Annotated in this window: 11 protein-coding genes; 6 read left to right on the top strand and 5 right to left on the bottom strand. The window is 68.6% G+C overall.

Annotated elements, in window-relative coordinates:
- The coding region (locus DBR12_RS04695; protein WP_108616186.1) for an SPOR domain-containing protein at positions 1 to 504 on the top strand (504 nt) is incomplete at its 5' end.
- A 25-nt stretch (positions 505 to 529) separates the two neighbouring features.
- Positions 530 to 1273 carry a DUF6882 domain-containing protein gene (locus tag DBR12_RS04690; protein WP_108616185.1) on the top strand — a complete coding sequence of 248 codons (744 nt, stop codon included), beginning with the start codon at positions 530 to 532 and terminating at the stop codon, positions 1271 to 1273.
- A gap of 36 nt (positions 1274 to 1309) precedes the next feature.
- Here DBR12_RS04690 and DBR12_RS04685 read toward each other — a convergent pair whose 3' ends face one another.
- From DBR12_RS04685 to DBR12_RS04675, 3 genes are all read right to left on the bottom strand, one after another.
- On the bottom strand, positions 1310 to 2314 hold the full coding sequence (locus tag DBR12_RS04685) for an MBL fold metallo-hydrolase (protein ID WP_108616184.1): 1005 nt from the start codon (positions 2312 to 2314) through the stop codon (positions 1310 to 1312).
- Positions 2315 to 2420: 106 nt separating this feature from the next.
- Positions 2421 to 3872, bottom strand: a complete 1452-nt coding sequence (locus tag DBR12_RS04680) for a sensor histidine kinase (RefSeq protein WP_108616183.1) — start codon at positions 3870 to 3872, stop codon at positions 2421 to 2423.
- Between the two features lie 79 nt (positions 3873 to 3951).
- On the bottom strand, positions 3952 to 4626 hold the full coding sequence (locus DBR12_RS04675; RefSeq protein ID WP_108616182.1) for a response regulator transcription factor: 675 nt from the start codon (positions 4624 to 4626) through the stop codon (positions 3952 to 3954).
- A gap of 139 nt (positions 4627 to 4765) precedes the next feature.
- On the opposite strand from DBR12_RS04675, the gene DBR12_RS04670 reads away from it, so the two are divergent.
- The 3 genes from DBR12_RS04670 (at position 4766) to DBR12_RS04660 (ending at position 8144) form a co-directional block, all read left to right on the top strand.
- A complete protein-coding gene (locus DBR12_RS04670; RefSeq protein ID WP_108616187.1) occupies positions 4766 to 5422 on the top strand; it encodes a response regulator in 657 nt (218 codons plus the stop codon).
- On the top strand, positions 5419 to 6831 hold the full coding sequence (locus tag DBR12_RS04665) for a HAMP domain-containing sensor histidine kinase (protein WP_233244302.1): 1413 nt from the start codon (positions 5419 to 5421) through the stop codon (positions 6829 to 6831). Before DBR12_RS04670 ends, DBR12_RS04665 begins: the two co-directional genes overlap by 4 nt.
- Positions 6832 to 6932: 101 nt before the next feature.
- A complete protein-coding gene (locus DBR12_RS04660; protein ID WP_108616180.1) occupies positions 6933 to 8144 on the top strand; it encodes a serine hydrolase in 1212 nt (403 codons plus the stop codon).
- A 23-nt stretch (positions 8145 to 8167) separates the two neighbouring features.
- On the opposite strand, the gene DBR12_RS04655 is transcribed toward DBR12_RS04660, so the two are convergent.
- Together DBR12_RS04655 and DBR12_RS04650 are read right to left on the bottom strand one after the other, a co-directional pair.
- Positions 8168 to 9100, bottom strand: coding sequence for an N-formylglutamate amidohydrolase (locus tag DBR12_RS04655; protein ID WP_108616179.1), 933 nt, complete (start codon positions 9098 to 9100; stop codon positions 8168 to 8170).
- Positions 9101 to 9260: 160 nt separating this feature from the next.
- Positions 9261 to 10226 (bottom strand): tripartite tricarboxylate transporter substrate binding protein BugE, encoded by a 966-nt coding sequence (locus DBR12_RS04650; RefSeq protein ID WP_108616178.1) that lies wholly within the window; start codon positions 10224 to 10226, stop codon positions 9261 to 9263.
- A gap of 107 nt (positions 10227 to 10333) precedes the next feature.
- Here DBR12_RS04650 and DBR12_RS04645 point away from each other — a divergent pair.
- A partial coding sequence (locus tag DBR12_RS04645; protein WP_108616177.1) for a LysR substrate-binding domain-containing protein occupies positions 10334 to 11287 on the top strand: 954 nt, incomplete at its 3' end.

The following is an 11287-nucleotide window of genomic DNA, read 5'->3' as shown; positions in this document are numbered from 1 at the left end:
CCCACCGCCAGTGCCACACCTGCCGACAACCCGGCAACCGCCGCCACAGCAGCGGATCCCTCCGAATGCCTGCAGGCCGGTGTGTTTGACGAGCGCCAGGCCGAGGCCCTGCGCACCGCTGTCGCAGGCCTGCCCCAGGGCAGCTGGGCGCTGGAGCCTACACCCATCGCGGGCCGCTGGATGGTCTACATGGGCCGCTTTGAAGACCAGGAAACGCTGGACAGAAAACGGGCAGAACTGCGCGCCCGCAAGGTGGACCACGACCGGGCTGGTGGCACGCTGGAGTTCGGGCTCTCGCTGGGCCGCTTTTCCACCAAGGAGGCTGCCGAGCGTGAGTTGGCCAATCTGGGCACCAAGGGCGTGCGCACAGCCCGCGTGGTGCAGGAGCGCCCCGACGCCCCCGGCTTCACGCTGCGCCTGCCCGCCGTGAACGATGCCCTGCGCCCCCAGCTGGATGCCCTGCGAAGCGCCATGGCGGGCAAGACGCTGCGCACCTGCGGCTAGGCCCCCTCATCCCCACCGCGCCACCATGAGCGAAGAGCCGACATCCATCGAGTGCGGCGAGCACGGCGAAGCGGCGCCCACCTACGTCTGCGGCCACCTGTGCCGCCACCCAGTGCAGCGATGGTTTTGCGATGCACCCTCGCCAGACACGCCCTACCCAGACGCCTGGTGCGCCAGCTGCAACGCCGAGCTGGTGCGACAAGGCGGCGAGTGGAACGAACACAACACGGACTGCCTGGACCTTCAGATCCTGTGCCACCACTGCTACCAGGACGCCATGGCGCGCAGCGTGGAGGCGTTGGACGGCGATGCCGAAGCCGCCTGGATCGATGCGGTGACGCAGGGCTACCATGCGCTGCGCGAGAAGCAGCACGCACTGGAGACGACCTACGGCATCTCGCGCTTTGAGCGCTGGGACTACGACCAGGCGGCGGGCACCTTGACCTTCTCGGACGGTGGTGTGCCCCGCGTGGTGGCCGACATCGAGTTCATCGGCTCGGTGTCGGAGGCCAGCGGCACCTGGCTGTGGGCCTGGGCCAATTTCCACAACGAAGCCCCGGTGGTGTCGCGCATCGCGGCGGTGCGGGAGTTTGGCGAAGCCCAGGGCTTCTTGCACGTCACGGTGCCGCTGTGGAAGGGCGATGCCACCGATGGCTGGGAGCTGGCGGGGGTGGCCGCGCAGGTGCTGGGCGCCCAGGGCGTGTACCGCGTGCCCACGGACCGGGGCTTTTTGTACATGGCCTTGATGTCGGTGCAGCGAGTAGCGTAAGCACGGTCGCTGAGTCAGCGCAGCGGTACGGCAGCGCTACTCCAGGGGTATGGCGCGTGTCTCGCCCTGCCGCATGAGCCAGACGCGGTCCTGCGGCAGGCCACGCTGCGCCAATGCGGCGGCCAGGTCGCGCGGCGGATGGTCGAAGGCCTCCTGCGTCAACATGAACGTGCCCCAGTGCACGCCCATGGCCTGCCTGGCTTCCACATCCAGCATCAGCTGCACGGCGTCTTCGGGGTTCACGTGCATGGGCTTCATGAAGTCGCGGGGCAGATAGGCACCGATGGGCAGGGCCAGAAAATCCACCGGCCCCAGGCGCTGGCGGATGGCCTTGAAGTCGTCGCTGTAGCCGGTGTCGCCCGGGAACAGAAAGCGCCAGGGTGCAGCCGCCTGCGGGCGCGCCCATTCCAGCAGGTACCCACCCCACAGCGAGGCATTGGTGTCCCACGGGGTGCGGCGGCTCCAGTGCTGGGACGGCGTGAAAACCACCCGCACGCCGGGGGCGATGTCGGCGTGCTCCCACCAGTTCAGCGCGGTGACGGGGCCCATGCCGCGCTGGGTGAACCAATCGGCCAGCCCCAGCGGCACCACAAAGCGAGGCGACTGGCCCGCGTCGCGCAGGCGGCGCAAGGTGCCGTAACACAGGTGGTCGTAGTGGTTGTGCGAGATCAGCACCACGTCAATGGGCGGAAGATCCTCCGGCGCCAGAGGCGCCGGCACGCGGCGCGGCGCGCCAAAGCGGCCCAGGGGGCCCGCAAAATCGCACAGCGTGGGGTCGATCAGCACGTTGAGGCCCGCCACCTGCAGCAGCATGGACACATGGCCGAGCCAGGTGACCACGGGCGCCTGCTGTCGCTGTGCCAGGCACGCAGGGTCCACCGGCATGCTCCACTGCCGGGCAAAGGCCCCATAGCCGCCCGCAGGCTCTGTGCGCGGCTTGAAGTCGCCGCGCAGCGAGCGCCAGACCATCTCGTACCAGGGGAAGTTGCCAATGACCACGTCAGGGTGCGTGTTGGCAAAGCGGCGGGGCGGTGGCGTCATGGGGGTGCTGCGTCAGTGCGATGAGGTCGCATGATGCCGGATGGCAGGTTCTGTGGCGGGCGGCCCGGTTATCGCCACAGCGGCGCAGGTCTGGCCCTCCGCCGGGTCAGCCCTCCGCCACCACATCCCGCGCCACAAAGCGCACGCTGAAACGCGCCCCCGGCGGTTGCTGGCCGGGGCGGGCGTCTTCGAGCGTGACCTCTGCGCCGTGCTTGCGGGCGATCTCCAGCACGATGGGCAGACCCAGTCCGGAGCCGTCGGCCTCGCTGCCCAGCGCACGGTAAAACGGCTGAAAGACCAGTTCGCGCTCCGCTTCGGGCACGCCGGGGCCCGAGTCTTCAACCTGCAGTAGCAGCACATGGCCAAAGGTGTCCGCCAGCACGCGGGCCGTGACCACGCCTGGCCTGTCGGGCGTGGAAGGCGTGTAGTTGATGGCGTTGTCCACCAGGTTGCGCACCAGCTCCTTGAGCAGCGTGGGGTTGCCATCCAGCGCCACACCGGGCGTGCCGGGCTCGGCGCCGTCGTAGCCCAGGTCGATGTGTTTGTCGAGCGCGCGGGGCACGGAGTCGCGCACCACCTCGATGGTCAGGCGCGCCAGGTCGCAAGGCTGGCGCGCAAACCCCACACCGCCACCTTCGGCACGCGCCAGCGCCAGTAGCTGGTTGACGGTGTGCGTGGCGCGGATGCTTGAGCGCCCGATCTGCTGCAGTGAGCGTTTGAGTTCTTCGGTGTTGGTGCCCTCACGCTGTGCGAGGTCGGCCTGCATGCGCAGCCCCGCCAGCGGGGTCTTGAGCTGGTGCGCGGCGTCGGCCAGAAATCGCTTTTGGGTGGCCAGCGAGTCGCTCAGCCGCTGCAGCAGATCGTTCACCGACGCCACCAGGGGCGCCACTTCAAGCGGCACGGTGCGGTCGTCCAGCGGCGAGAGATCGTCGGGCTTGCGCGCGCGGATGCGCTGCTCCAGCTGGTTCAGTGGCTGGATGCCACGTGCCAGCGCCAGCCACACCAGCAGCACGGCCAGCGGCAGGATGACGAACTGCGGCAGCATCACGCCCTTGATGATTTCGGTGGCCAGCACGCTGCGTTTCTCGCGCGTTTCGGCCACCTGCACCAGGGCCATGGGGGTGCCGGGCAGCGGCAGACGCACCCAGATGTAGGCCACGCGGATCTCGATGCCGCGCATCTCCGCGTCGCGCAGGCGCACTTCGCCCGACAGGGGCACTTCATCGACGGCGGGTTCGGGCAGTTCGCGTTCGCCCGACAGAAACTCGCCGCCCGGCCCGATGACCTGGTAGTAGACGATGTCGGAGTCGTCGGCGCGCAGGATCTCGCTGGCGGGCTGGGGCAGGTTGAACTGGACGGCATCACCCGCCACGGTGACCAGCTGGGCGAGCGCGTGGGCGTTGTATTCGAGCGCCCGATCAAAGGGCTTGTTGGCCAGCCCCTGCGCCACCAGCCAGGTCAGCGCCAGGCTCACGGGCCACAGCAGCAGCAGCGGCGTGAGCATCCAGTCGAGGATCTCGCCGAACAGGGAGCGCTGCTCTCGCTGAAAGATCTTCAAGGCGTTGCCGTGCTGGTTTTATGATTAAAAAAGACCGCTTCCGCGCGTCCATCAACACTTTATAGCTATCTTTTTTATATTAGCCGGGGATTTTCTCGAGGCAGTAGCCCAGTCCACGCACGGTGGCAATGCGGATGGGGCCACCCTCAATTTTCTTGCGCAGGCGGTGGATGTAGACCTCGATGGCGTTGTTGCTCACCTCTTCGCCCCATTCGCACAAGCGCTCCACCAGCTGCTCCTTGCTCACCAGGCGGCCCGCGCGCTGCAGCAGCACCTCCAAGAGGCCCAACTCGCGCGCCGACAACTCGATCATCTTGCCGTCGATGGTGGCCACGCGGCCGGCCTGGTCGTACACCAGCGGGCCGTGCTTGATGGCGCTGCTGGTGCCGCCCATGCCCCGGCGCGTGAGGGCGCGCACGCGCGCCTCCAGCTCTTGCAGACTGAAAGGCTTGGCCATGTAGTCATCGGCACCAAAATCCAGGCCCTTCACGCGTTCTTCCACACTGTCAGCGGCGGTGAGTATGAGCACGGGCAGGGCCGAGCCCCGGCTTCGCAGCTTCTTGAGCACTTCCAGCCCGTGCATCTTGGGCAAGCCCAGGTCCAGGATGAGAAGGTCGAACTCGTTGTTGGTCATCAGCGCAGCATCGGCCTCGGTGCCGCTGGCCACGTGGTCCACCACGGCTCCCGAGGCACGCAGGGTGCGCAGCAGGCCATCGGCCAGCACCTGGTCGTCTTCGGCAATGAGGATGCGCATGCGGACTGTCTCCTTGAGTGGTGCGGCCCGTGGGCGGGCCTGTGTAGTCATTGTCTGCCTGTGCGAGGATTTTAGGGCGCCAGCCCCCTGTACGGCGCCTTTGGCTGGCTGCAAGCTTGGGGCACGGAAAATGGCGGCCATGCACATCCTGCTCATCGAAGACGACCTGGACCTGGGCCAGGCCCTGCTGCAAGCCCTGCAGCAGGGCGGCTTCACTGTGCAATGGCTGCGCAGCGTGGCCGCCACGCCGCCCCTGCCCGACGCCGACGAGGTCGCTGCCGTGCTGCTGGACCTGACCCTGCCCGACGGCCAGGGCATGGCGCTGCTGCGCCGCTGGCGCCGCGCGGGCCTCAGCCTGCCGGTGATCGTGATCACGGCCCGAACCGCCTTGCAGGACCGGCTCGACGGCCTGGACGGCGGCGCCGACGATTACGTGCTCAAGCCCTTCGACGTGCCCGAGCTGCTGTCGCGCCTGCACGCCGTGCTGCGACGCAGTGCGCGCCAGGCCAGCGAAGAGTGGACGCTGGGCGCACTGCGCATAGCGCCCCGGCGGCACGAGGCCTGGATGGGCGACGAGCCTCTGGCGCTGTCGCCGCGCGAGTTCCGGCTGCTGGTGGAGCTGGCGCGCGAACCCAGCAAGGTGGTGGCCAAGAACGTGCTTGCCCAGCGGCTCGAACCCCTGGGCGACGCGCTGGATGCCGCCACACTGGAGGTGCATGTCTCCAACCTGCGCAAGAAGATCGGCGCAGAGCGCGTGGTCACAGTGCGTGGCGTGGGCTACCGGCTGCAGCCATGACACCACGGACCGAGACACCCGCGCCCCCACGCGGCTGGTGGGGCCCGAGCCTCATGCGCCGCACCTTGCTGGCGCTGCTCGCGGCCATGGCACTGGTGTGGCTGGTGCTGCTGGTCCAAGCGGCCATCACCCACTACCGCGCCATGGACACCAACCCCGGCGTGCGCCAGCTCGCGCAGGGACTGGCAGGGGCGCTGGCTGTGCTGGAGCAGCCCGCCGAGGCCCGCGCGCTGGTGCACGGCATGGCCCACACCCTCAACGCCATGCGCGCAGATGTGGACCTGCTGCAGGGCACCTCGGTGCTGATGCAGCTGCAGGACCGCACAGGCCAGCTGCTGTACAGCAGCACGGCCGGTGTGCACGCGGTGGTGCTGGCAGGCGACGCAGGCCACGCCGCGATGGACGTGGCCGGCACACCCCATTGGGTGGCGTGGAACAGCACGGGCCCGTGGCGCGTGGTGGTGGCCGAGCCCCGCCTGGCCGATGCGCGGCTGCTGGGCTTCATGGGGGAAGACCTCGCGGCCTCGGTGCTGCTGGCGCTGCCGCTGGTGGGCCTGCCGCTGTGGCTGGCCGTGCGCACGGGGCTGCGCCCGCTGGCGCGGCTGGATGCCCAGATCTCCGCCCGCTCGGCACACGACCTGCGGCCGCTGCAGCACCTGCCGCCCCAGCGCGAGCTGCACGGCCTGGCCCAGTCGTTCGACCAGCTGCTGGCCCGCCTGCGGGCCCACCTGGCGCGCGAAAAAGCCCTGGTGCACGACGCGGCCCACGAACTGCGCACGCCCATGGCTGTCATCGCCACCCAGGCCCATGTACTGGCGCAAGCCCCCGAAGGTCCCGCACGCGCACAGGCCAGCGAGGCGCTGACGCGCGCCGTGCAGCGCGCCGCGCACCTGAGCGAACAGCTGCTCACGCTGGCAGCACTAGAAGAAGCCCCCGCGCTGCACCCCACCGCGCCCCAGGACCTGATGGCGCTGCTGCAGGACTGCCTGGCCGAACGCGCGGGCTGGGCCGAGGGCCTGGGCGTGGAACTGTCGCTCGACGGCCCGGACACCCTGGAGTTGCCATTTGACCGCCAGCTGCTCTGGTCCGCCCTGGGCAATGTGCTGGACAACGCGCTCAAGCACGGCTGCGGCCCGGGCGCGGGGCGCGAGGTGCAGTTGCGGGTGCTGCGGGAAGGCGGCGACGTGGTGGTCTGGATTGCCGACGACGGCCCGGGCATAGCGGCCGGTGAGCAAGACCGGGTGTTCGAGCGCTTCTGGCGCTCGCCGCGCGCGCGCAGCAGCGGATCGGGCCTGGGGCTCACGATTGCGCAGCAGGCCATCGGCCACCTGGGCGGGCAGGTCCTGCTGGGGCCCGGGCTGCACGGGCGGGGCGTGGGCTTCACGCTGCGCTGGCTGGTGGCGGGCTGACAACCCGCAACCAGCAGCCTCCACGTCCAACACAGATCTTTGGGTTCGCCCAAGGTTGGCGTTTCAACAATCCCGGCATCTTCTTCACTTCACGAGATGCCATGAACCCTACCCGCCTTGTTACCCCTTCCATGGCGCGCGGCGCCCCCCTCCTCTCACGCCGCCACTGGCTGGCCGCCGCAGGCCTGTCTACGCTGGGCAGTGTGCTCGCCGCCTGCGGTGGGGGCGACGACGACGGCCCCCGCGAAGCCCACAAGCGGGTAGAGGCCCTGGCCCAAGGGCTGGTGAAGCAGGGCGTGGTGGGCGCAGCAGCCGGGTGGGCGGACCCGCGCCAGGTCCGTACAGCCGTCGCGGGGCTGCGCCGCCTGGGCGGCAATGCGCCCCTGGCCGCCGGCGACCTGATGGCCATCGGCTCCAACACCAAGGCCATGACGGCCTGCGCGGCCGCAAGTGTGGTGGACCAAGGCCTGCTGCACTGGGACAGCACGCTGGCCCAGACCTTGCCCGAGCTGTCGAGGAGCGCCCTGCCCGCCTACCAGCAGATCACGCTGCGCGACCTGCTGGACCACCGCGCCGGGGTGATGGGTTTTTCAGCCATTGAAGACGTGGACCTGTTCGTGAACGCAGTGGGCCCTGAGGTACTGGCGCGCTGGCAGCAACCAGCGGAGGCAGAGGCGTTCTTCCTGCAGTGGCTGCTGCGCCAGCCGCCCGTTCGCGGGACGGGCGCGGACCCGGGCTTTGCCTACTCCAACGCAGGCTATGCGCTGGCAGCCCGCATGCTGCGTGCAGCCACGGGCCTGGGGTGGGCGGATCTGCTGCGCCAGCGCGTGGCCCAGCCCCTGGGCCTTTCGCTTTTTGTGGGAGAACCGATGCGTGCCGGCAGCCAGCAGCCCGCCGGGCATGAAATTCTGGACGGCCGGCTGCAGCCCCTGCCGCTGGCCGAGGCGCCGGAGCGTGTGTGGCTGGAGGTCCTGGACCCGGCAGGCGCCGTGAGCCTGACGGTGGAGGAAGACGCGCGGTGGCTGCAGTGGCATCTGCGGGCTTTGCGCGGCGAAGCCACCCCCTTGCCGCGCAACTACGTGAAGGGCCTGCAGGACCTGGGGCACGCCCCCGCAGGGCGCTATGGCCTGGGTTGGCTGGTGCATGCGGCGCACGGCACAGGCTGGCTGCTGCACAACGGCCAGGACGCGGGCTTTCAGGCCATGTCGGTCGTCGCACTCGATGGTTCGCGCGCGGGCCTGGCCCACAGCAACATCGCTACGGCGGACAGCATGGGCCTGCTCTACGAAGGGGTCTCCACGCTGGTGGCCTGAGCCCGCCGGACCTGCATTGGGGCTCAGCGCGGGTCGTGTGCCAGCAGCCTCTGCACCAGGGTCTTGAGATCCGCCTGCAACCGCGCCATGCCCTCGGGCACCTGCGCCAGCGTCCGCTCGTCCATGTAGAGCTTGCGGTTGATCTCGACCTGGATGCTGTGGCGGTGCTGCGCAGGGTTGCCATAACGGCGCACCAGCTCCACGCCCTTGTAGGGGTGGTTGTATTCCACGCTGTAGCCACAAGCGCGCAGGTGCTCGCAGATCAGTGCCGACAGCGCCGGGCTGGCCGTGGTGCCATCGCGGTCGCCTACGACAAAGTCGGCATGTTCGAGGCCAGGAAACTCGGTGGCAAAGCGCCCCGCCACGGCGGGCATGGAGTGGCAGTTGAGGTGGATGCTGTAGCCGTGGCGCGCATGGGCCGCATCGATGGCCTGGGCCACGGCCGCGTGGTAGGGGCGCCAGCAGCGGTCAATGCGCGCGCGCACCTCAGCCACGGTGAGCAGGCGGTTGTAGATGGGCTCGCCCTCGTCGGTGAACTTCCAGACCAGGCCCTTGCCCAGGCGCACCTTGCTGAGCACTTTGGGGTCGGTGGAGATGGGGTCGGTCCATTCGCCGTCGATCAGGCTGGTATCCAGCTCGGTGGTGTCGCGGTTGGCATCGAGGTAGATGCGGGGGAAATGGGCCTCGACCCAGGCTGCGCCGAGTGCCGAGGCAAAGGCGTAGATCTTCTCGACATGGGTGTCTTCTGCCCGGCGCAGCGTGGGCAGGTCGCAGGCAGAGCCGAAGTCAGCCGGGTATTGCGTGCCGCTGTGGGGCGAGTCGAGCACCAGCGAGGTGCTGCCCGCCACGGCGGTGACGGTAGCAGCCGACGGCGCGGCGGCAAGGCCCGGCGAGCCGGTGACGCCGGGCTGGGCTTGCTGGAAGCGGTGGTGGATCAGTCTCAAGGCTGCATGCATAGGCAGAGTGTGCGCAAAGTGGGGCGGCTGGCCTAGCCACCCAGACCGGAATCAGGCCATGGTTATCCCTCGGGGACCACGGCGTCCGGCTAACGGCCGGGCAGGGATGGCCCCTGCCTGCCGGGAGGCCTTGAACCTGCAGAACAAGGCCAACCCTGGGTCAATCGAGGGCGATCTTGGCGTAGGTCGCCACGCGTTTCATCTTGTCGATCTCACTGGCGATCTGGGCCGTGAACTCCTTGGGCCCGGTGCCCGAGGGGTAGAGCCCCTGGCCTGCCAGGCGCTCGCGCACGGCGGGCTCCTTGAGCGCCTGGGCCACGGCCTGCTGGATGCGTTCTACCGCAGCAGCAGGGGTGGCGGCAGGGGCCACCAGGCCAAACCACGAAGGCTCGTTGGCCTGCTTGTACCCCAGCTCGGCATAGGTCGGCACCTCGGGCAGCACATCCAACCGCTCGGGCCAGGACACAGCCAGCGCCTTGAGCTTGCCTGACTTCACATGCGGCAGCGAAGAGGCCACCTGGTCGAAATACACCGCCACCTGACCCGCCAGCACGTCGTTGATGGCAGGGCCCGCGCCCCGGTAGGGGATGTGCACCATCGAGGTGCCCGTGCTGCTCTTGAACAGCTCGCCCCACATGTGGCCGATGGTGCCGTTGCCGGGCGTGGCGTAGGACACCTTGCCCGGATTGGCCTTGAGGTGCTTCACCAGATCGGCAAAGTCCTTGACCGGCAACACGGCCGGGTTGACCACGATGACCCCGGGGGCCTTCACGATCTCGGTCACGCCTACGAAGTCCTTGGTGGGGTGGTAGGGCAGCTTGCTGTACACGGCGGGGTTCACGCCGTGGGTCGAGAGCGTGGCCACACCGATGGTGAGGCCGTCGGCCGGGGCACGCGCCACTTCGGCCATGCCGATGGAACCACCGGCACCGCCCCGGTTGTCGAGCACCACAGGCTGCTTGAGGATGCGGGCCAGCGACTCTTGCAAGCTGCGGGCCGTGATGTCGGTAGCACCCCCGGGAGGGAAAGGAACCACGAGGCGCAGCGGCTTGCCCTCTTGCGCAAAAGACATTCCTGGAACGAAAGATATGGCGGCCAATGCGTTGAGCAGGTGACGGCGTTGCATGGGAAGTTCTCCTATGAGTTGCATTGAGGTTAAAGGAATTGATTCACCCCACCAAGCAATGGATATGCCTGATAACATTCCAAATTGGAATGATTTGATTGCTTACGATGTCGTCCCTGCGCCGCCTTGCTCCACCCCTGCACCTGCTGCGGGCGTTCTCCACCGTCACGCGGTTTGGCGGCGTGTCACGCGCTGCCGAGGCACTGCACCTCACACAGAGCGCGGTGAGCAAGCAGGTCAAGGAGCTGGAGGGCTGGGTGGGCATCCCGCTGTTCGAGCGCAGCCGCAAACGCCTGGCGCTGACCCCGGCAGGCGAGCGCTACGAGAAGGCCGTACGCGCAGTGCTGGCGCAGCTGGAGGCGGCCACGCTGGAGCTGATTACCAGCGACGATGGCGGCGGCGCGCTGCACCTGTCCAGTCTGCCGACGTTCGCCGCCAAGTGGCTTATCCCGCGCCTGCCGCAGTTTCAGCAACAGCACCCGCAGGTCACGCTGCATTTCGTGCCCTACATGCACAGCTACAACTTCGACCGCCCCGAACTGGACTGCGCCATCCTGTTCGGCGACGGCCACTGGCCCGGCGCCCACGCGCACTACATCACCGGCAACGATGTGGCCCTGATTGCACCACGCACCAAAGTGGCCGACTGGCCCATCCACACCCCGCGCGATATAGCGCACCACACCCTGTTGCGCCATGTGACCGTGCCCGAGGCCTGGCTGCGCTGGAGCGAAACACATGGCGTTCCGGGCCACATCGACCCGCTCGCCGGCCCGCAATTCGACCAGTTCCAGACCATGATCCGCGCCGTGATGGCAGGCATGGGCCTGGCGCTGGTGCCGCGCTGCCTGGTACAGGACGAGATCACCGCAGGGCTGGTGCGCGAACCCTTGGCCGATGCGCCGCTGCGCGGCGGCTACCTGGGCGACAAAGGCTACTGGTTCTGCTTCCCCGAGGGTCGCACACCATTGCATGCGCTGCAGTGTTTTCGGCAGTGGCTGCTGGCCTGTGCGCAGCCGGTGGTGGCGGGCGAGGGCAGCAGCCACTGCCGAAAACACTGC

The sequence above is a fragment of the Acidovorax sp. HMWF029 genome, assembly GCF_003060895.1.
Taxonomy (GTDB): Bacteria; Pseudomonadota; Gammaproteobacteria; order Burkholderiales; family Burkholderiaceae_C; genus Acidovorax.
Note: the sequence above shows the minus strand (reverse complement) of the source record. Positions and strands in the feature narration are given on the sequence as shown.

Coding starts and splice junctions, on each gene's coding strand:
- DBR12_RS04690 (WP_108616185.1), top strand. CDS start 530: ATGAGCGAAGAGCCGACATCCATCGAGTGCGGCGAGCACGGCGAAGCG.
- DBR12_RS04685 (WP_108616184.1), bottom strand. CDS start 2,314: ATGACGCCACCGCCCCGCCGCTTTGCCAACACGCACCCTGACGTGGTC.
- DBR12_RS04675 (WP_108616182.1), bottom strand. CDS start 4,626: ATGCGCATCCTCATTGCCGAAGACGACCAGGTGCTGGCCGATGGCCTG.
- DBR12_RS04670 (WP_108616187.1), top strand. CDS start 4,766: ATGCACATCCTGCTCATCGAAGACGACCTGGACCTGGGCCAGGCCCTG.
- DBR12_RS04665 (WP_233244302.1), top strand. CDS start 5,419: ATGACACCACGGACCGAGACACCCGCGCCCCCACGCGGCTGGTGGGGC.
- DBR12_RS04660 (WP_108616180.1), top strand. CDS start 6,933: ATGAACCCTACCCGCCTTGTTACCCCTTCCATGGCGCGCGGCGCCCCC.
- DBR12_RS04655 (WP_108616179.1), bottom strand. CDS start 9,100: ATGCATGCAGCCTTGAGACTGATCCACCACCGCTTCCAGCAAGCCCAG.
- DBR12_RS04650 (WP_108616178.1), bottom strand. CDS start 10,226: ATGCAACGCCGTCACCTGCTCAACGCATTGGCCGCCATATCTTTCGTT.